The sequence below is a fragment of the Mesorhizobium sp. B2-3-6 genome (assembly GCF_006442305.1).
Lineage (GTDB): Bacteria > Pseudomonadota > Alphaproteobacteria > Rhizobiales > Rhizobiaceae > Mesorhizobium.
The window spans coordinates 228,962-248,634 of sequence record NZ_VFVW01000006.1; the positions used below are offsets into that span (position 1 = coordinate 228,962).

The window sequence follows — 19,673 nt, forward strand, 5'->3', positions numbered from 1 at the left end:
TTCGCTCAACGCTGCGTCTCCGTATCAAATCCATGAGAAGGGAAGGATACGGATGAAGCCCGATACATCGCAGTGGTGTGACCCACAGGCATACGCGTTCGTTAAAGGCGCCGCGGCCGATGAGATTGCCTGGGAGTTCCTGCGACGAAATCCCCAGTATCAGCGGGACTTCGCGGCCTCCCGCTCGGCTAAAGCGATGCGTGCGCTGCGCAAGCGCTGGGGCTTGCAGTTTCGCCGCCAGGCCTGATCAGTCCGCGGTCGAGCAGCCGGTCTATTGGGCGCCTCAGATCGACCCTGGGGTCGTGAACCTGGTCGAGGTTCCGGCGGATATGCTCGCGCGGGAAGACAGCGCCCGCGATGTTCGGTTGGCCGCGGGAAAGCGTGACGAAGTCGGCCTTCACGTGCGATCTTCGCCGGCCGGCGTGCAGTTGGCGCTTCTCGGCGGCGCGCGACCAGGCGAGCCGCTGGCTGCCATAATTCCACTCGATGACATGGCGCATGACAGGCTACAGGCGATCGAGAGATTCGTCCGCTCGATCCACAGGCAACACCTTCCCGATGCCCGCTTGACCTCGGCCCAGCGGCGGCGTCTTGGCCATATGCTGCAGTGCCTTGACGGCCGTGAGGAGCAGGCATCTCATTTCGAAGTCGCGACGGCCTTGTTTGGTCGGAAGTTGGTCAGTGCCACTGACTGGCAGGACTCGCCTTTCCGCTACCAGACGTATCGCCTCGTGCGCGACGGCCTGAAGATGGTCGAGCGCGGCTACCGCCAATTGCTGCGCGCACGAAGGCGCCTCTCCTGAAGGGGGTCCGTCCGGCGCCTGGTCCACTTATGCGCTGTCGGCAGATTCTGGAGTGAACGGCTGCTCTTCGCCTTCAACTCCGACGTAGAGCCCGCCTTTGCGATATCCCATAAGCGCACCCGTGCGCGCGGTGTGAGATCGCATACTACCTGAAGCGGAGACCGACCCCCCGGGGTCACCGCGATAACGGCTAGGTGGGAAGATGGCCAGCGGCGGACCAGCATTGGAGAATTGTCGTACATCTAAGAAACCGCTAATATAGCAAACTGGCTTCCGGAGGGCCGTCCGATGTCGATTCACGAGGAACTGCAGGTTTTCTGGAATTCCTATGTGGCTGCCTATCGTGCTGGCGACGCCAAAACATGCGGCGCCATGTTTACGGCCGATGCCGAATTACTTTCGCCCTACGCGCCTCCTGCTCGGGGCCGGGATGCTATCGAAGCTCTCCATACAGCCTGGACGCACGGCCACGACGAGGCGCCTGAAAAGAAGATGACAGTGATACACGCGGGCAGATCTGGTGACCTGGCTTGGTGTCTGGCGACGTATACCGAGGGCCTGGAGGTTGGCAGCGGTACGTCTGTCAACGTCTTCGAGCAGCAGGCCGGCGGATCATGGCTGATACGGATGTGCAGCCTTAACAGCACCGACTGAGGCATAGGTTTGTTGCCGAGTTGGCTGAGTGTCGGCATCCATGGATGGGAGGCGACGGGAATGCAGCAACTCGACTTCTTCTATTTCTTCGGAAGCGGCTACTCGTATCTGTCCGTGATGCGCGTTGATGCGGTGTCAAAACGGTCGGGTGTTGCCGTTCGATGGCGGCCCTTCAATGTCCGCACCGTCATGGCCGAGAACAACATCGCCCTCCGCACCCAGGCGGCAAAGGTGAAGTACATGTGGCGCGATGTGGAGCGACGCGCGGCGACGCACGGGGTGCCTTATGTCAGGCCACCCATCTGGCCGACCGATCCGGACCTTGTGGCCAACCGAGTCGCCATGGTGGCGGCCGAAGAGGGCTGGTGCGAGGCTTATACCGTCGCAAGCTTCAGGGCGTGGTACCTAGAAGGCATGGATCTGGGTAGCCGTGCCCATCTGGAGCATGTGCTAGCCCCCCTCGGTCAAGATGTCGGTCGTGCGATTGCAAGGGCCGATGAGCCCGGTGCCCATGAGCGTCTCAAGGCTGAAACCGACGCGGCCCGCAACTACGGCATTTTCGGCTCTCCAGCGTTCGTCGTGGATGGCGAGACGTTTTGGGGTGACGACAGGCTCGAAGAGGCGCTTGCCTGGGCCGCTGGCCGACATGATCTGCAAGCGCTGAGACATCATTGATAGGACTGAGTGCGCCAGGCATTTGGTGAAAACCATGCGCGGATTGTCAGTCCCACGGGAGGACTCAAGTGCCAAGCCGCTGGACCATTCTTGCTGTCTTGTTTGTCGCTCGCACCGCCTTCGCATTTCAGTTCGGGAGCGTAGGGGCCGTCGCACCACAGCTTAGCCAAAGCGTCGATGCGAGCCTGGCCGACATCGGTATCCTTATAGGAGTTTACTTTGCGCCCGGCGTCCTGCTTGCTCTGCCCGGTGGCACGATCGGACGCCGCTATGGCGACAAGGCGACCGTCCTCGGGGGGCTCCTGGCGATGCTGGCCGGCGAATTGCTTATGACTACGTCGGCATTATGGAGCGTGCAGATCGCGGGCCGACTGATTGCGGGCACTGGCGGCATTCTCTTGAGCGTCCTGATGACCAAGATGGTGGCCGACTGGTTCACTGGTCGCGAAATCGCAACCGCGATGGCCATTTTCGTCAACTCGTGGCCGGTGGGCATCGCAATCTCGCTCATGCTCCTGCCATGGATCGGAGCGAGGTTCGGGCTTCATCTCGTCAACCTTGCCGTCGCGGGGTGGATTCTGATCGGCTTCGGCCTCATGGCTTTCGTCTACCGCGCGCCGGAGGCGGCGGTCTCTCTTGAAGGCGAACGAGGCAGTCTGACCTCGGAAACGGTCTATGCAGTCGTTGCCGCTAGCTCAATCTGGTGTCTCTACAATCTCGGTTTGTCGATGATCTTCAGTTTCGGGCCATCGATGCTGGTTGAGCGAGGATGGTCCATGGCTGCGGCTGGATCGACGATCAGCATCGTCCTCTGGCTCGCGGCGATTTCGGTTCCCTTTGGTGGCTTCCTCGCTGATCAGACCAAACGCGGCGAAGCCATCATTGTCGCAGGCAGCATCGCCTTTGCCCTGCTAACGGTTCTCCTGTCGCGAAGCGGCCACGTGCTTCCCATCGTCATTGCCGTCGGTGCCGTCTGCGGCCTCCCCGCCGGTGCGATCATGAGCCTTCCAGCACGTGTGCTCGAGCGGAAAACGCGGGCGATCGGAATGGGAATATTCTATACGGCTTTCTATGCCGGGAGCCCGGTTGGAGCGGCGATCGGCGGAAAGCTTTCCACCTCGATCGGCTCCGCCAGCGCCGCGCTGGACTTCGGGGCCGTCGTGCTCCTGGTTTGCCCAGCCATTCTGTGGTTCTTCCGCCGTATCGTTGCTGGCCAGAAGCGGCTGGCGCTTCCCTCGACGTAGAACGCGCAAGCAAACCTTGGTGATACCCCGGGACATGGTGTCGTTGCGTGGCACGGTAGTCATCAACGCTTTATTCTAGGCGTGGGTGTCGAAGCCAATCGTCCTGCTGCTTCTCTCGTCAGTGAGGGCCATTCGACGAGCGTCGGGACGTTGTCCGGTCGGCCACACTCGACCTGGGCTCAGATCGCTCCTCGGCGATACGGCTGGAATGAGGCGACCGCGGGTCACCCGTCCCAACCCCACAAGCATTCCCCGCTTGCGCCGGAGAGTCTCGGAGAGGTGATTCCAGAAGGTAGTCGGGATGCGGACCTCGGGTCCGATTCGAGAACCCGCGTGACACGATGCAGCGCGACGACCATGTCTCTTCGCTTTCAGCCGAAATGATGGGCAGCAATGCGCCCAATTCCGGCCGTTGAAGTTAGCGCTGCTGCTCACCAAAGCGGACTTGCACGGGGCGGGCGCGTTAGTTCAATTCCTGACCCGAAGCAGACATTGCGTTTCCCGCCAGAATCAGTTGAAATCGACAACAGATATTACCGCCTTCGGGCAATAATCTCGACCGGCCCAATCAGGCCGGCTGAAATACTTTCGCTCATGTTTCGGACCATCTGGGGCCGCCGCGCTCCCATGAGAGTTTGCACGCCCAGTACTGCCCGCCCCATGGCCACTTGGGCGCGCTGCCGTGCGAAGTACTCGAGCGCAGCATCACGCCGCTGGCGTTCCGACAAGATCTCGAACCCTGCCGCGGAAAGTGTGTCGCGGTACTGCTCTGGAGCGGCGATCGCGTTCGTATCTGCCGTACTCGCCCATGGCAGCGGATAAGACAGTTCGCCGGGTCCAGTGCGCATGACGTCGAAGACACCGAAACGCGCCCCGGGGCATAGGACCCGCGCAATGTCCGAAAAATAGTGCGCTCTTGTCGGCGATATTCATTCCGACATGCAACATGTATGCGGCAGTAAACGATCCATCTGGGAAGGGCAGCCGCAAAGCATCGCCCTGCTGCAACGAGACGCGCTCCCCTAGATGGAGCCAGCCGGAAAGGACATTGCCGGCTTCGACGTAGTCGCGAGTGAGATCGATGCCGGTGAGGTGGCAGCCATACTTCGCTGCGATCTGTCGCGCTGGTCCACCGAGGCCGCAGCCGATGTCGAGCACTCGATCCGCAGCGGTGAGCGCAAGTTGCCCTGCCAACTCTCCCGTGGCGGCGCGGCCGCCAATGTGAAACTCGTCTACGGGCGAGAGGTCCTCGGCGGTGACCGTGCTTTCGGTCTTCCCCATGGCGGCAAGACCATCGCGAATACCTGCGACCAGGCTGCCTCGCGCGTAGTGGTCAGCAATCTGTGAATGCGGCGCTGCTTCCATCATCATCGCCCCTTTGGTGCAGCCTCCGGATCATCTCCGCCTACGGACCGCTTGCGTCCGCGAATGGGTCTCCGAACTCTGTCGATCCGACGGTCATAGCATTTGCACTTCGTTCAAGCCATATTATGCCGGACGTTGAATCCAAATGTTTGGATGTCGCACACCTGCTTTGTTTTATTGCCGTCGCCGAGTAAGGCTACATTGCGCTCCCGCCGGAGCGGCCCGGCATGCAGCCCGTCTGTCAATAGGGAGGCGAGTTAGAAGTACAGCTCTTCCGCCACGGCGCACGCGGCTCCGAGTGACTAAGCGGGGGTTCCAAGTTTCCGACGATGCGCGTTCAACCCCATGCGCAGCTTGATGGTGCCGTATTCTGTTAGCCTGAGGAATGGGCGGCATTTAGGCCCGCCGCCTGGCCCTGAAAGCCTCGTGTCGGAAGACGGCGCCTATACACGCCGTCAGAACTCCGACCATGTCTACGGCCGCTTGCACCGATTCGGCCGTTCCGACGAGCTTCAAACCTCGGTCAGTTCCAAAAGCAAGGTTGAGAACCTGTCAGTGAGCGGCGGGCTGGAACAGTTCGATCACGTTCCCCGACGGTCTTCGAGCAGGATTTGCGAGCCACCGACTCCACTGATGACCTCATTGCGAAATGGCAACCCGGCGCCTTTCAGCCGTTCGACTTCCTCTTTCAGATCTTCGACAAGCAGCAGGATGCGGTTCCACCCGCCGGGCACTGGACGGCGACCGTCCGGCATCGGCCGTGCGCCGGAGCTTGCAGCGCCACTCAACATCAGCCGCAAGGGACCACGGGTCACCGACGCAAACGCTGGCCGTGCGTCCTGCTCGATGGTGAACCCAAGGTGCTGCGTGTGGAAGGCGACGGAGATTGCGACATCGTTGACAATGTACCGAACACTGGCTGGCGTCATTATGGATCACCTTTCAAACGACCCCCGGCAAGTTTATTAGAAGCGATTTCGTATGGGCAACGCAATGGACCAACAGCTAGGCGCGCCGATACGCGGGTCCGCAGGCGAAGTCTTTCGTGTATTCCTGAGGCTTGGCCTCACATCGTTTGGCGGACCCATCGCGCATCTCGGTTACTATCGCAACGAACTGGTGTTGCGTCGCAAATGGCTCGATGAGCAAGCGTATGGCGATCTCGTCGCCCTTTGCCAGTTTCTTCCTGGTCCGGCGTCCAGCCAGGTGGCCTTCGCCCTCGGCGTATTCAGAGGTGGTGGCCTGGCAGGTGGCCTTACAGCATGGCTCGCCTTCACCCTGCCATCGGCACTGATCATTGTGGCCTTCGCTTTTGGTGCGGCAGGGCTTCATGGCCCAGTCGCGGACGGCGTATTTCACGGGCTCAAGCTCGTGGCTGTTGCCGTGGTAGCACAAGCAATCTGGGGCATGGCGCGAACGCTAACGCCCGACAAGCAGCGCGCCGCCATTGCGATACTCGCGATTGCGGTTGTCGTCGTCGTCGGCGGGTCGTTCGCGCAAATAGCTTCGATCGTCCTTGGAACCCTCGCCGGGCTATGGCTTTGCCCTGGCGAGGAAACCAAGGTGCCTGGACATTTGAGTTTTCCCGTTTCGGCTCGCGGCGGCGCTGTTTCGCTAGCACTCTTTGCTGTCCTCCTTGTCGTTCCGTCGCTGACGGAACGGGCCACGGGTAGTCACGCTATCGCATTCTTTGACGCCTTCTACCGCTCTGGGGCCTTGGTATTCGGCGGAGGCCATGTGGTGCTGCCGCTGCTGCAAACGGAGGTCGTCAACACGGGCTGGGTGACGAACGAAGCCTTCCTGCAGGGCTATGGACTGGCGCAGGCAGTGCCGGGGCCGCTCTTCACGTTCGCTGCCTATCTGGGGAGCGTGGCAAGCCCCGTTCCAAACGGCCTGGCCGGCGCGGCGATCGCGCTTATCGCCATCTTCCTGCCCGGTACGCTGCTTGTTTACGGCATGTTGCCGTTTTGGGACGCCCTGCGCTCGCGTCCAGGCGCCCAGGCTGCGATGCGCGGTGCGAATGCGGCTGTGGTCGGCATCCTTGGGATGGCTCTCTACGATCCGGTATGGAAGAGCGCAGTCGTCACGCCAGGGGATTTTGCTCTGGCTGTAACCGGGTTCCTGCTTCTGGTCGTATGGCGGATGCCGTCGTGGGTTGTTGTGGCGTTGCTTGCCGCTGCTGGCGCGCTTCGCGCCGCGATGATTTGACAATGGCCTTTGCGATGGCGCGCCTGAATCCTGGCGTCGGCGAAGCAGCCGCGGACATTTGGCTGCATTCCCGTGAACCACAGACCCGGCCGCGTCGGATCATGATCGCCGCCGTTAAAAAGCGGAACGCCCTGCCGTCCAGAACGCCAAGCTTGCCCACCATCGATTCGAGGCCCGTACTATAGCCGTCGCCGCGATCACGATGTCGGGACCGATCAGATTGCGGTTAGCCAGGATCACGCCCCGAGGGGTATCCGCGTTTCTCCGGTGGCCAATCATGGCCGAAGGAGAAACGGAATGGGACACTCGTATTACAACCTCGCCGCCTCCGATCGCTGCGCATGGAATGCAGGATCGTGCTCCCCAAAGCTTATTTTTCGCGAGCGGACCACTCGGCGGTCGCCGGCGGTTCCTAGAGATCAGTCACTTCAGCGCAGAGATGCAGCGCTCCAGGCGTTGAAGTCGCAACTTGCGGGAATGGATGTGATAGCCGAGCTCCGCGAGCCTTCTTAGTTTGAATGACTCTCTTTCCGTAAGTAGTTCCATTTCGAACTGGGCGATTTGCTTTCTGAGCTGTTGAGCGTCAGCAAGCCGCAGTTCCCGAATCCAGCCTCGGCCCCGCATTCCCATGCACTCCGAATAGTCTGGTCACAAGGCTCCGAGGCCGCTGCTGCTCTGTGGAAGATCGATTGGGCGAAGTTCGGGATTTTTCAATGTTCCGTCACCATCATCAAGGTTGTGGCCCGCGCACCCAGCGAACCGCAGTGCATCCCCGCGACCCGATATGCGCCCCCGTGAGTGCATGGCAACCCTTCGAGCTCACTTTTTTGCGGTTGGGGTCTGGTCAATGACAAGCCGCTCAACTCTGGTCCACAACCGCTGCGGGTGTGGCACACGACCCTTGTTCCATTGTTGAGTTGAATCAAAAGCGAATGATCGGGAACCGGTTCATTCGGGGGATAGTTTACATTCCAGGGACGTCTGACGGCGCTCACTAAGGTGAATGGGAGTGTTCGTCTTCTAAATTAGGATTCACTAATTGAAACGTGAATGTCTTCCTGCCTCGCGCTGTGACACAGGCCGACTGATATGACTTCTTCTGAGCACGATCTGGATGCCGGCTTCGATCCACCCGAACTGGACTTGCAATCTGTTTCTTCGACAACCGATGAGCGGACGATAGCGACTCAGCGGGGCAGGGCGTCTTGTTCCGTCATGGCACCTGGTCTACACACCTTCGAGGCAAGTGATCACGTTGTCTATGTCGGTCTCGAGGCCGCACCAGGCGTGTGTGCCTCCCTCGGGGGAGCCAAGGCTGAGCGCTACGACGCGGCGGCAGGGAGCATCATCGTCAAGCCGGCACATCTTGAAGCTCGCTTGCGGCTGTCGAAGGCGCGGGAGAGCGCAATTATCGTCTACCCGGACGACAGCCTGAAGGAACTGGCCAGGCAGCAATTCGGCCCGGTGGAGACGGAGTTGATGCCTCCGCCCCTTGGCACGCGGGACTTTAATGCGTTGCGCATCGCCAAACTGCTCAAGGCGGAGCTTACGAAGAAGGAGGGCGTCAGCCACGTCCATATCGAGCAGCTGATCGCAATCATGGGCATTCACGTGCTTTACGCCTATGCCTCACGAACCAGCCGACCGGAGCAGTTCAAGGGCGGCCTTTCCAGGCAGTCCGCGCGAAAGCTGCAGGAGTTCCTGAGCATAAATCTCACCCGCAAGAAAGGTGATCGAATTGCGCATGTGGAAATTCCCGCTGGCCAGTGCAGCGGCGACGCTCGGCTTGATGGTGATGGGCACCGCGGCTTTGTCTCAAGATGTGACTTCAAAGCTGCCAGGCGGCGCGACTTCGCTCCAGGAAAGCTATCAAGACTGGAGCCTGACCTGTCAAAGCAGCACATCAACGGTAACGTGCGGTGTCTCCCAGCAACAGACGCAGCAGAACGGCCAGCGGGTCCTGGCTGTTGAGCTTAGGCGAAACAGCGACGCCACGCTCGCGGGCAATGTCGTGCTTCCGTTTGGGCTTATGCTCGACGCCGGCGCCGCATTGCAGATCGATGACAGCCAGCCCCTTGAGGCGCTGCGCTTCTCAACCTGCTTGCCGGCCGGCTGCATCGTGCCGCTCACCCTCGATGAAGGAACAGTAGCCGCATTGCGGGCGGGTTCGGTGCTGAAGATCAAGGTCAGAAGCACCGACCAGAAGGACATCGCTTTGTCCGTATCTTGCTGGAGCGTGAGACAGACAGCTGGTGGGCTGATCGGGAAGCCGCGCTACTGAAGGCCCCCGAGGAATGGTCCAGTGCTGTAATTATGATATTAAGATATTGGCTCGACGCGCTACGTCATCGGGATTGAAGCGAGAGGAGCTTAAACCCGCGCGGTTGGCTTACCTTGGGAGAATCTACAGGGCGCGCGTGGGATTTCGACAGCCCTAGACGTAAAGGCTGCTCCCGGCGAGCGGACCTATTCTCTTCAATTTCTCGATTTCGCTGTTCGCGTTCGGATCAGTTCAGCTGAGGCGCACAGACCTCCTGTTAAGTCCGCTTCTGATGATCTGAGCCTAGAAGCCAGCCGTCCGATTCCGTGAAGAGTTTCGGGCGCCGGCAGGCGTACGAAAGTCTCCGAAGAAGGAACCCTCGAGCCACAGGCGAGGGGTTATGGGGATTTCGATTTTTGGCTGGTGTCGGGGATAGCGCGACCGCCGGCGAGAAGCGGCGGGATTGATGCACGGACCGCCTTGTCTTCCGGCCGTGCGGCCTCCTCGGCTCGGCGTGCGGTCGGACTTAGCCCTGTCGAGGCCGATGATCTCCATGGACGCGCGTGGGTTCGTCGCCGGAGGCTGAGCGCCTGTGGCTGAAGGCTGGACTTCGCCATGCCGCGTCATGGGACGCTCTCCCGGTTCGTCGCCGACGCGTCCGGCGGCCCGCGCGGCTGCCTCCACGTTCGAACACGTCGATGATGATCATCCGTCCGCCGCAGCACGGGCATGGCGGGCGGAAGTCAGTCGGTTCTTCCGGAGTGCCGTCTTCGGGCAGCGGCGCGACGCTCAACAGTTTGCGCGCGAGTGCGAGGCTGGCTTTGTGGGAGCCGCCGGCGAGCAGGTCGTAGTGCCGGATGCGGTGGAAGCCACGCGGCAGGATGTGGAGCAGGAATCGGCGGATGAACTCGTCGGTGGCGAGCGTCATGATCTGCTGCCGGTCTGTGCCGTCGCGACGATAGTCCTTGTAGCGGAACGTGACCTCGGCCTCATCGAATCGGATGAGGCGGCGGTTCGAGATCGCAAAGCGGTGGGTGTAGCGGGACAGATAGGCAAGTACGGCTTGAGGCCCGGCGAAGGGCGCCTTGGCATAAACCACCCAGCGCTTCTTCCGGACCGGCGCCAGGTGCCGCAGGAATGCTCGCCGGTCGGTGAAGTGCGCCATCGATCCGAAGAAGGTGAGCCGGCCGGCATCGTGCAGCGCAACCAACCGAGAGAGGAACAGGCGGCGGAACAGCTTGCCGAGCACGCGCACCGGCAGCAGGAAGGCCGGGCGCGACGATATCCACCGGCTTCCGTCTGGCGCGATGCCGCCGCCCGGCACGATCATGTGCACATGCGGATGGTGCGACATTTCCGAGCCCCAAGTTTGAAGGACGGCGGTGATGCCGATGCGCGCGCCGAGATGCTTCGGATCCGCAGCGATCGTCAGCATCGTCTCCGATGCCGCCTTGAACAGCAGGTCGTCGACCGCCGCCTTGTTGTGGAAGGCGATGTCGGCGACCTCGGCCGGCAGCGTGAACACGACGTGGAAGTAGCCGACCGGCAGCAGGTCGGCCTCGCGCTCGGCAAGCCATGTCCGCGCCGCGGCACCCTGGCACTTCGGACAGTGCCGGTTGCGGCAGGAGTTGTAGGCGATGCGCCACTGGCCGCAGTCCTCGCAGGCCTCCACGTGACCGCCAAGGGCGGCGGTGCGGCAGTGCTCGATCGCCGACATGACCTTGAGTTGCTGCAGTGTCAGATGCCCTGCATGGACGGCCCGGTAGGCGGGCCCGGCAGTGCGGAAGATGTCGGCAACCTCAATCGAGGCGCGCACGCTCAGCCGTCGGGCGAGATCTCTTCCAGCTTGAAGAGGCCAAGCTTGTCGAGCGGGCTCGTGACGGTGCGCACCGTGAGGGTTGCAACCTTGGTGTAGAAGGCGGTGCTATTTAGCTTGGCGCGCCCGAGCAAGACCTGGATGATCCGGAATGTCGGTGCCGTCCTCCAGCAGGTGGGTGGCGAAGCTGTGACGCAGCATGTGCGGCCCGACCCGCTTGGCGATGTCGGCCGCCTGCGCTGCCTCGACGACCACGCGATAGAGCTGCCGCGTGCTGATGGGCTTCATCGCATGCTGCCCAGGAAACAGCCAGCCGTCGCGATGCATCACCCCCCTGCTGGCGTCCGCCCTTCCACCACTGGCGCAGCAACAAGAGCAGGTCTTGCGACAGCATGGCGTTGCGGTATCGCCCGTCCTTGCCGCGCTCGACGCGCAACAGCATGCGCTGGCTGTCGATGTCAGCAACCTTCAGCGTCGCCACCGCCGCCACGCGCAGGCCCGCGCCATAAGCGACCGACAGCGCGGCCTGGTGCTTGAGGCAGGTGGTGGCGTTGAGTAGCCGGGCGACCTCGTCGCGGCTCAGCACCACCGGCAGCTTGCGCGGGTGCGCCAGACGAACGAGCTTGCGCGCCAGATCGGGGCGATCGACCGTATGTGTGAAGAAGAAGCGCAGCGCCGACACGATGCTGTTCATCGTCGGCACGGGAACGCCGTCGTCCTGCTGCTCGATCTGGAATCGGCGCAGGTCGTCAGTGGTCGCTGTATCCGGCGACCGGCCGAGGAACGTCGCCAGGCGTCCGATGTCGCGGAGATAGTTGCGCTGCGTCTCCTGTGAGAAACGCCGCATATTCATGTCGTCGATCAGCCGCTGACGAACTGGACTGATAGGTGCATCAAGAACAGGACAGGGCATGGTCAGGCTCCTTGTTGAAGAAGCCTGTGATGCTCTGCCGCTGCCGAACCACCCTCAAATGCGAGCGCGACGTCCGGTTCGTGATCTCTACCTCATCCCAGCGCGCCCATCCCGCGCAGCGGGTTCGTTCTTCGGCCCAAACAGGACATTCGCAGTGTGCCGTCGCGTGCGCTTGGCACAACGGGGCAAGCCTTTGATGCGGGTCAACATTGTGGGCGGACCTCCTGGCCAACCAATCCGCTTCGTCGCCGAGCTACCGATGCCGCGATTGCCTCCCTCCTTCATTTCGCAGAGCGCACCAACGACCTCTCGAGCCGGCTGATCTGGCCGAAGGACGGCTGAAGCCTCGACCGCCTATGCCGCAAGGGCGCGTTGCGCGTTTCTTCCCCTGGGCAAAGCCCATTCCTCGCGGAACCAAGAAACGCGCGCCTCCGCCATCCTCCGCTTTTGCTGCGGTCGCAAGCGATGCGGCGGCGGTCGCCTCCGGCCCTGTGATCGCTATCGAGGCCGCATGGTGCGGGCTCGGAAACGAAGAAACGGAGACTGAAAATGGCTACCATCGGCACTTTCAAGAAGACCAATGCGAACGAGTTCACCGGCGAGATCATCACCCTCAGCGTCCAGGCCAAGGGCGTGCGCATCGTCCCCGACACCCGGGCCAGCGGCGAGAACGCTGCAAGCCACCGCGTGGTGGTCGGCAAGGCCGAAATCGGCGCCGCCTGGTCCAAGCGCTCCAACGAGGGCCGCGACTATCTCGGGCTCAAGCTCGACGATCCGAGCTTCACCGCCCCGATCTACGCCAACCTCTTCGCCGACGAGGAAGGCGAGGGCCATAGCCTCATCTGGTCCCGCCCCAACCGCCGCAACGGCGAGTGAACTGGCAGACGCCTCGCCCGGTGTCGGGCGAGGCGCCTTCTGCCGGTGCCGCGGAAGCTTTCCGCGCCGCCGGCTGCCATTACCGGCTTCCTGTCGTCTGATGCGCGACGCCGTGGAGATGGTCGAGCGCGGCTGTTCTCAATGGCTGCGCGCCGGCGCCACTGCCTGAAGGCCTCTTGGCGGTGCGAAATAGCGCCCCTCAATTGCGCACCTGATCACCGTCTCCACACTCTTCCATCCTGGCCATCGATCGCCGTTCAATCTCGACGGCCGCAAGGAGACACCCGATGAATGCCGACGCCGCGCCATTGCCGCCGCGCTACCTGCGCACTTCGGAAGCTGCGCATTTCCTCAGTCTTTCGGCGCGTACGCTGGAGAAACACCGCACCTACGGCACCGGGCCTGCCTATCGAAAACTCGGCGGCCGCGTCGTCTACGCCGTCGACGACCTCCAGGCCTGGGTGCAGCGCGGCGCGATGACGTCGACATCCGATCCGCAAGGCTCGGTGCTGCCCGCCAAGCCTCAAGCCGCCCGCCTGATCGCCTATGCCGGGCGCGAAAGGCGCTGACACGGCTGATCTCCCCTATGTCGGCACGACCACGCCAACCATCGGAACGCGGACAGCTTGATCTGTTCCACGCGCTGCCCGGTGTTGTCGCGCCACGCGATGCGCAGGACCTCATGGCCTATCCCTTCTTTTCCCTCGCCAAATCCAGGCGCATCGCGCCCATCGACTTTCGCGCCGGCGATGTGGCTATCCGTGTCGAAGCGATGCCCGACCACGGCATGGCGACGATCTGGGATGCCGATATCCTGATCTGGGCCGCAAGCCAGATCGTCAATGCGCGGGACGCCGGATTGCGCACTTCGCGCCTGATGGCCGCGACGCCATACGAAATGCTCACCTTCGTCGGCCGCGGTGTCTCGAAGCGAGACTATCTGCGCCTCAAGGCGGCGCTCGATCGCCTGCAGTCGACAAGCGTCGTCACCTCCATTCGCCAACGCGCCGAAGGCCGGCGCCATCGCTTCTCGTGGATCAACGAGTGGCAGGAGCGCTTCGATCGAAACGGCCACCCGCTCGGCGTCGAATTGATTTTGCCGGATTGGTTCTACCGCGCTGTTATGGTCGAGTTTCCACGCGGGATCGTGCAAGGCGAGATGCCGCCCATCTTCGTCATAGGCCCGGACGGCGAGGCCGAGATTGCCAACAGCCGCGTCTACCAGAACACCCTGATCGTCGACCGTCTCTTTGGCGCCGCGGAATTGCGGCTTGGCAGTGGCAAGCGGCAACAGACCGTCAGGATCGTCCGCACCGATGCCACGAGGAGAGGTCTGTGGATGTCAGGCACCAATGCGGCGCCGAGTGCAAAGAACGCATTTCGTCAAAGGGGAGGGGAACAATCATGAGCGAGAACGAAATCCCGGCTGCCCCCATGCAGCTTCGCGCCGATCCGCCGCGCGTCACGCGCTTGTCGCGCAAGGTGCTTGCCGGCATCGGCTTATGTGCATCGCTTGGCGTCGGCGGCGCGCTGATCTACGCGCTTCGGACGAGTGAAACCGGCAGGCATGGCGACGAGCTCTACTCGACGTCCAACAGGCAGCCCGCCGAGGGACTGGCCAGCCTGCCGCGCGACTATACTGGCCCTGTTCTTGGACCGCCGCTGCCTGGCGATCTTGGCCGGCCGATGCTTGATGCCCAGAACAAGGGACAGCCCGTCGTGCCGCCTACGATCGCAACGCCGATGGTTGATGAAGCCGAACAGCGCCGGCGGGCCGAAGAGGAGGCGGCCCGAACGTCGCGTGTTTTCTTCCAGACGGGGCAGTCAATCGCGGCATTGGCCGAAACCCCGCCCGCAGGAACTTCCCCGCCGAACCTTGGCGGCCCCGACCTTGCCGGTCAGATCGGCCAGTCGACCACGCAAGACCGCCAGCTCGGCTTTCTGAATGCGGCCGCTGATCGGCGCACCGTGGCGCCGGATCGCGTCACGCCGCCGGCGTCGCCCTATGTGCTCCAAGCAGGGGCCGTCATCCCGGCGGCCCTCATCACCGGTATCCGTTCCGATCTGCCCGGTCAGATCACCGCCCAGGTGATCGAAAATGTCTATGACAGTCCGACGGGTCGCTCGCTGCTGATCCCGCAAGGCACGCGTGTCATTGGCCAGTACGACAATGGCGTCGGCTTCGGCCAGCGGCGCGTGCTGCTTGTCTGGAACAGGCTGGTCTTTCCCAACGGACGCTCCATTGTTCTTGAACGCCAGCCTGGCACTGACGCCCAAGGCTATGCCGGCCTTGAGGACGGCGTCGACTACCATTGGGCCGAGCTGTTCAAGGCGGCCGCACTCACCACCATTCTCAGCGTTGGCGCGGAGGCCGGCTCGTCCGGCCAGGAAGGTGACATCGTGCGCGCCTTGCGCAGCGGCGCCTCCGACAGCCTCAGCCAGATGGGCCAGCAGATCGTCCAGCGCCAACTCAACATCGCACCCACACTGACGATACGGCCTGGCGTCAATGTGCGTGTCGTCGTTACGCGCGATCTCGTGCTCGAACCCTACGGAGGCTGAAAATGGCCAATCTGAAACTCGGTCCGATTGCAGACGACAAGCCGGTTAAGGTCACAGTGGAACTGCCGGCGCCGCTGCACCGCGATCTGTCCAGATATGCTGAGATCCTTGGCCGCGACGGGGGTCAGCCTTCCACTGATCCTCTTCGCCTGATTGTGCCCATGCTTGAGCGATTTATCGCGACCGATCGGGGCTTTGCTAGAGCCAAGCGGGAGCGGAAAGGTTGAGGGCCACCTCTGCCGCCAAGGTTAAAACTTTGTAATGCTGTAGCACGACTGCAAAACTGCGTGGGAGGTGTCAACTCGTGGGGAGCTGACGGGCAGCGGCTTCCGCAGTGTCCTCGGGTCTGGTGTTGAGGCGGCGTTAGGCGCCGCCTTGTGGATGATGTTCACAACGGTTTCGAACAAGGGTAGCCCCTTGGGCGGCAGCCTAGGCCGCCACCGATCACCACGCAATCGTACGTCGCATTGCTCAGCGCTCCTTTGAGTGCGGCATCGGGCGTAATCATGCAGGTGTCACCCTGCCAGCCCCGTTCCTCGATTTTCGCCACGCCCAAAGCGATCCCAGCGTTGATTTTTTCGGCATTGAAGCCGGGCGGCAAGGACGGGTCCGAGAAGTCGACGGTTTCAGGTTTCTGGCCGGCAAACAGTATTCGCGTCATTGAAACACTCCATGAAGTTTCGGGTTTCCGAAAGTGGCCGTATGTCTTCGGCGACAAGGGTGCGAAGGCCGGATCTTGTTCGGGTCGAGGCAACGAGTATCCACGCAGAGACGCAGCCCTTGTGCTAGGAGTAGCCGCCCTCCCGTTTTGTGCAGAACCATAGGTGGCGGCCGGCCCGAAGGTTCGGAACGGGCACACGCCTTTTTGTCGTATTTTATGGCAATGTCAGCCACTCAGTGATTAATCCAGATTGGTCATCTCCGATTGACATCGTGTTCTCGCCAAGAATCACAGCCGAACCAGATTGATTGCCGCCCGATGCTGCAGTGCGGTCGGCGGATTGGCGGGGCTTGTTCGAGCGCGCTCAGAGACCGATTGAAAACGCCTTGAACGGTGCGATCGCACGTAATTCAAGCTTGGGATGTGGACCCGAGCGACGCGTGGCCGGATGGCCGACGTCGAGAAGAAGACCAAGCGTTATCCGTCCGATCTGACGGATGAGGAATGGTCGCGGATACAACCGTTCCTGCCGGGCGCGTCCATGACCGGGCGGCGCGTGGCGAGGGACCTGCGCGAGTCTTGAACGCGATCCGCTACATGGCCCGACCGGGTGGCGGCTGGCGCATGCTGCCGAAGGATTTCCCGCCCTGGCAGACCGTCTACTGGTGGTGCCGCAGCTTCGTGCGCCGTTTCAGTTCAAGACAATCCACGATGTGGCGCTGATGCTGGACCGTGAACGGGAGGGTCGCGAGGCGAGCCCGTCGGGAGGCGTCCTCGACGTCAGTCGGTCAAAGGTCCGGAAGCCCCGAAATGACATGGATCGCGGTGACCGCCGGTGCCATCGTTGCGTCGTCTTCCGCTTGGGCATTGACGTCTGACAAGAGACAACATTCGCTCCAAAATAGCGACAGGTTTTCGCCCATGCAATTGAGCCAGCGCAGCGACGGCGGGCGACACGATGTCGGCGTGGGCGCCGACGCGGATCTCGTCCAGTGGTCACGCATTTGCGGTGGATCAAAGCCGGGCTCGCCCACCGCGACTACCAATACCACGCAAGTTGGCCATCCGGGCCGGCATCAATGGAGGCGAAAACCGATGAAGCTAATGGCAGTTCTTTGTCTGGCGACGTATCCGGACGCAAATGCTGGGGCAGTGGCCGTAAACGCTGTTGCCGTCGCCAAGCAGATCGGAGCGGCGCTTCATGCCGTCGCCATCAATGTCGATATTCCCGACGTTTCAAATGCGCTCTCAACCTACCTCCTCGACCTCCCCTACAAGATAGCGGAAGCTGAGGCGACAAGCCGCAAGCACGGCAAAGCTCTGCTTGAGGCGGTTGCCAATGAGGCCTCATCAGGTGCGGTGATCCTGTCCGCCCAGGAGATCGCAGCGCCACTGGCCCTGATGGGAGATGTTGCCGCAGAGCACTCCCGCTATTTCGACACCTGCCTTGTCGGCTGGGCGCCCGCCAACCAGACGGCACGGACGCTGGCCGAGGCGACAGTCTTCGGCTCCGGTAGGCCGACCGTTCTTCTTCCCGATTCCACGAAGGTGGAACCCTTTGAACATGTCGTTATCGCCTGGGATGGCAGCCGAGTGGCCGCAAGGGCTGTTGCAGACGCGCGGGCGTTTCTCGAACGTGCCTCAATGGTTACGGTTGTGACCGTCACCGACGAGAAGCCGCTTCCGGGGCAAGGCATTGGCGAGCGCCTTGCTTCGGGCTTGAGGGCGCGTGGTCTGATGGCCGAGGCGGTCTCGATCCAGGCACAGGACCGTTCGGTCGCGACTGCACTGCAGGAGCATGCCCTCAAAATCGGCGGCAAGCTTCTGGTCATGGGCGGATATGGCCATTCTCGTGTCAGGGATTTCGTGCTCGGTGGCGCTACGGACGGGGTGCTTGCCGATCTGCGCCTGCCTGTCCTGCTCTCCCACTAGGGCGTGGCGACATGCAAGGCGCTCGCGGCACGGATCCTATCCTGCGCTTTCACGGCGCGGCCCACGGCGTCACCGGCTCATGCTACGAGATCGAAACCTCCCGCTGGCGGGTTCTCGTCGATTGCGGCCTTTTCCAGGGATCGAAGTCGGAACGGGAACTTAATTATGGCCAGTTTCCGTTCCCGCCGGAGACGATCGACGCTGTCATCCTGACGCATGCGCATATCGACCATAGTGGGCTGTTGGCGAAGCTGGTCAAGCAGGGCTTTTCCGGTCCCATCCATTCGACCCGCGCCACCATCGATCTCTGCTCAGTGATGCTGCCCGACGCGGCGCATATCCAGGAAATGGAAGTCGAACAGCTGAACAGACGCAACGCGCGGCGCGGTCGGCCGCTGGTCGAGCCGATCTACACTCTTTCAGATGCGGCCGCCTGCATGACCTTGTTCCGGGCCCTGGAATATGGCGAATGGACAACCGTCGCCGAAGGCCTTCGGGCCCGCTTCTGGAACGCTGGTCACCTGCTCGGCTCTGCCTCGGTCGAACTTGAGATCGATCTGGATCACCAGAAGAGACCCATGCGCATTCTGTTTTCAGGCGATATCGGGCCTGGACACAAGTTGCTGCAGACCGGCCCGGAAGGTCCGGCTGGGGTCGACTACCTGATCTGCGAATCGACCTATGGCGACCGCGAGCGCCCGGATGTATCGCCCGAGCAGCGGCGATCGCAGCTGGGTGACATCGTGCGTGGCGCCGCCGAGACCGGCGGACCTCTCATCATTCCGTCCTTCGCCGTGGAGCGAACGCAGGAACTGCTGGTCGATCTCCATCTGCTCATGCGGACCGGTGCCGTGCCCTCCGCGCCGGTCTTTGTCGACTCGCCGCTGGCGACACGCGCCAGCGCGATTTTTGAGCGGCATGCCGACGAGATCGAACAGGGTGACGCGCTACGGCAGGCCCTCAACTCGAAGGAGTTACGCTTTACCGAGACGGTGGAACAGAGCAAGGCGATCAATCGCCTGACCGGCTTCTTCGTGGTGATCGCTGCCAGCGGCATGTGCGACGCGGGCCGGATCCGCCATCACCTCAAGGCCAATCTCTGGCGCCGGAATGCCACGGTGATGATCGCCGGCTACCAGGCCCAGGGCTCTCTAGGCAGGATCCTGCTCGACGGCGCTCGGCGCGTGCGCATCCAGGGCGAGGAGGTCGAGGTCAAGGCGCATGTCAGCCTGTTCGACCTCTATTCCGGTCATGCCGACGCAGCCGAACTGGTTGCGTGGGTCGCGTCCAGAGGTCCGGTAAGGCAGGCGGTGTTCCTCACCCATGGCGAGGAGGAAGGGCTGCGTGGCTTCAGCGAGCGGCTGCAATCGATTATGCCTGACGGCAGGATCATCACGCCGCGGCTGGATGATGCCTTCCAATTGACGTTCAGTGGCAGTCTGCCGGTCGAACTCAACCAGCCCCGCCGTCTGAGACCAGAAAGCGTTGCCCGCCTCGACTGGCACAACGACCTTTCCAGACTTCTCCTCGACATCAACGAAGCGGTCGGCGCTGCGGCCGACGAGCGGGGACGTGCGGCGGTCATCAGGCGCATGCGCCGCGCGCTCGACGGCAATGATGCTTAAATCCTGCGAAGAGATGCACTGAAACGCCGACGCGTTTGTGTTCCTTCGCTGCAGCTCGACGAAACACAGGCGCAAGTCG

The 19,673-nt window shown here is 62.3% G+C and carries 17 protein-coding genes and 5 pseudogenes; 18 read left to right on the top strand and 4 right to left on the bottom strand.

Going from position 1 to position 19,673, the window contains the following annotated elements; all coding sequences use genetic code 11:
* The first annotated feature begins 52 nt into the window (after positions 1 to 52).
* The 6 genes from FJ953_RS19150 (at position 53) to FJ953_RS30935 (ending at position 4,723) form a co-directional block, all read left to right on the top strand.
* Complete coding sequence (locus tag FJ953_RS19150; protein ID WP_140523040.1) at positions 53 to 247, top strand: DUF6499 domain-containing protein; 195 nt, start codon at positions 53 to 55, stop codon at positions 245 to 247.
* A gap of 55 nt (positions 248 to 302) precedes the next feature.
* Positions 303 to 803: a DUF2285 domain-containing protein gene (locus tag FJ953_RS19155; protein ID WP_140523038.1), complete on the top strand. Its 501-nt coding sequence runs from the start codon at positions 303 to 305 to the stop codon at positions 801 to 803.
* 288 nt (positions 804 to 1,091) lie between these two features.
* Complete coding sequence (locus FJ953_RS19160) at positions 1,092 to 1,457, top strand: nuclear transport factor 2 family protein (RefSeq protein WP_140523036.1); 366 nt, start codon at positions 1,092 to 1,094, stop codon at positions 1,455 to 1,457.
* A gap of 60 nt (positions 1,458 to 1,517) precedes the next feature.
* On the top strand, positions 1,518 to 2,132 hold the full coding sequence (locus FJ953_RS19165; RefSeq protein ID WP_140523034.1) for a 2-hydroxychromene-2-carboxylate isomerase: 615 nt from the start codon (positions 1,518 to 1,520) through the stop codon (positions 2,130 to 2,132).
* 68 nt (positions 2,133 to 2,200) lie between these two features.
* The gene (locus FJ953_RS19170; RefSeq protein ID WP_140565810.1) at positions 2,201 to 3,376 is read left to right on the top strand and encodes an MFS transporter; all 1,176 of its coding nucleotides are present in this window, start codon (positions 2,201 to 2,203) and stop codon (positions 3,374 to 3,376) included.
* A gap of 1,026 nt (positions 3,377 to 4,402) precedes the next feature.
* Entirely contained in the window at positions 4,403 to 4,723 is a 321-nt protein-coding gene (locus tag FJ953_RS30935) for a hypothetical protein (protein ID WP_246672802.1), read from the top strand.
* A gap of 570 nt (positions 4,724 to 5,293) precedes the next feature.
* On the opposite strand, the pseudogene FJ953_RS19180 reads toward FJ953_RS30935, so the two are convergent.
* A pseudogene (locus FJ953_RS19180) lies at positions 5,294 to 5,670 on the bottom strand (VOC family protein).
* 52 nt (positions 5,671 to 5,722) lie between these two features.
* Here FJ953_RS19180 and chrA point away from each other — a divergent pair.
* From chrA to FJ953_RS19195, 3 genes are all read left to right on the top strand, one after another.
* Positions 5,723 to 6,949 carry a chromate efflux transporter gene (gene chrA, locus FJ953_RS19185; RefSeq protein ID WP_140555420.1) on the top strand — a complete coding sequence of 409 codons (1,227 nt, stop codon included), beginning with the start codon at positions 5,723 to 5,725 and terminating at the stop codon, positions 6,947 to 6,949.
* A 1,089-nt stretch (positions 6,950 to 8,038) separates the two neighbouring features.
* Positions 8,039 to 8,920 (top strand): hypothetical protein, encoded by an 882-nt coding sequence (locus FJ953_RS30940; protein ID WP_224656336.1) that lies wholly within the window; start codon positions 8,039 to 8,041, stop codon positions 8,918 to 8,920.
* Positions 8,832 to 9,230 carry an invasion associated locus B family protein gene (locus FJ953_RS19195; RefSeq protein WP_224656334.1) on the top strand — a complete coding sequence of 133 codons (399 nt, stop codon included), beginning with the start codon at positions 8,832 to 8,834 and terminating at the stop codon, positions 9,228 to 9,230. Before FJ953_RS30940 ends, FJ953_RS19195 begins: the two co-directional genes overlap by 89 nt.
* A 658-nt stretch (positions 9,231 to 9,888) precedes the next feature.
* On the opposite strand, the pseudogene FJ953_RS19205 reads toward FJ953_RS19195, so the two are convergent.
* Positions 9,889 to 11,025 (bottom strand): annotated as a pseudogene (locus tag FJ953_RS19205) (IS91 family transposase); the annotation flags it as partial.
* Between the two features lie 2 nt (positions 11,026 to 11,027).
* Positions 11,028 to 11,938, bottom strand: a pseudogene (locus tag FJ953_RS19210) (site-specific integrase).
* Positions 11,939 to 12,487: 549 nt separating this feature from the next.
* On the opposite strand from FJ953_RS19210, the gene FJ953_RS19215 reads away from it, so the two are divergent.
* From FJ953_RS19215 to FJ953_RS19235, 6 genes and pseudogenes are all read left to right on the top strand, one after another.
* Positions 12,488 to 12,814: a DUF736 domain-containing protein gene (locus FJ953_RS19215; RefSeq protein ID WP_140523014.1), complete on the top strand. Its 327-nt coding sequence runs from the start codon at positions 12,488 to 12,490 to the stop codon at positions 12,812 to 12,814.
* Positions 12,815 to 13,101: 287 nt separating this feature from the next.
* Entirely contained in the window at positions 13,102 to 13,383 is a 282-nt protein-coding gene (locus FJ953_RS19220; RefSeq protein WP_140523012.1) for a helix-turn-helix domain-containing protein, read from the top strand.
* Between the two features lie 17 nt (positions 13,384 to 13,400).
* Positions 13,401 to 13,940, top strand: a pseudogene (locus tag FJ953_RS19225) (replication initiator protein A); the annotation flags it as partial.
* Positions 13,941 to 13,973: 33 nt separating this feature from the next.
* Positions 13,974 to 14,222 carry a TrbG/VirB9 family P-type conjugative transfer protein gene (locus FJ953_RS30945; protein ID WP_246674854.1) on the top strand — a complete coding sequence of 83 codons (249 nt, stop codon included), beginning with the start codon at positions 13,974 to 13,976 and terminating at the stop codon, positions 14,220 to 14,222.
* On the top strand, positions 14,219 to 15,376 hold the full coding sequence (locus FJ953_RS19230) for a TrbI/VirB10 family protein (RefSeq protein WP_140522960.1): 1,158 nt from the start codon (positions 14,219 to 14,221) through the stop codon (positions 15,374 to 15,376). The genes FJ953_RS30945 and FJ953_RS19230 overlap by 4 nt, the downstream gene beginning before the upstream one ends.
* Positions 15,377 to 15,378: 2 nt before the next feature.
* The gene (locus tag FJ953_RS19235; RefSeq protein ID WP_140522958.1) at positions 15,379 to 15,603 is read left to right on the top strand and encodes a DUF2274 domain-containing protein; all 225 of its coding nucleotides are present in this window, start codon (positions 15,379 to 15,381) and stop codon (positions 15,601 to 15,603) included.
* Between the two features lie 161 nt (positions 15,604 to 15,764).
* On the opposite strand, the gene FJ953_RS19240 is transcribed toward FJ953_RS19235, so the two are convergent.
* Positions 15,765 to 16,037: a hypothetical protein gene (locus FJ953_RS19240; RefSeq protein WP_224656363.1), complete on the bottom strand. Its 273-nt coding sequence runs from the start codon at positions 16,035 to 16,037 to the stop codon at positions 15,765 to 15,767.
* Positions 16,038 to 16,458: 421 nt separating this feature from the next.
* Between FJ953_RS19240 and FJ953_RS19245 the strand changes: the two are divergent.
* The 3 genes and pseudogenes from FJ953_RS19245 to FJ953_RS19255 all read left to right on the top strand — a co-directional run.
* Positions 16,459 to 16,816, top strand: a pseudogene (locus FJ953_RS19245) (transposase); the annotation flags it as partial.
* 31 nt (positions 16,817 to 16,847) lie between these two features.
* A complete protein-coding gene (locus FJ953_RS19250) occupies positions 16,848 to 17,969 on the top strand; it encodes a universal stress protein (RefSeq protein WP_224656362.1) in 1,122 nt (373 codons plus the stop codon).
* An 11-nt stretch (positions 17,970 to 17,980) separates the two neighbouring features.
* On the top strand, positions 17,981 to 19,594 hold the full coding sequence (locus FJ953_RS19255) for an MBL fold metallo-hydrolase (RefSeq protein ID WP_140555415.1): 1,614 nt from the start codon (positions 17,981 to 17,983) through the stop codon (positions 19,592 to 19,594).
* Positions 19,595 to 19,673 lie beyond the last annotated feature (79 nt).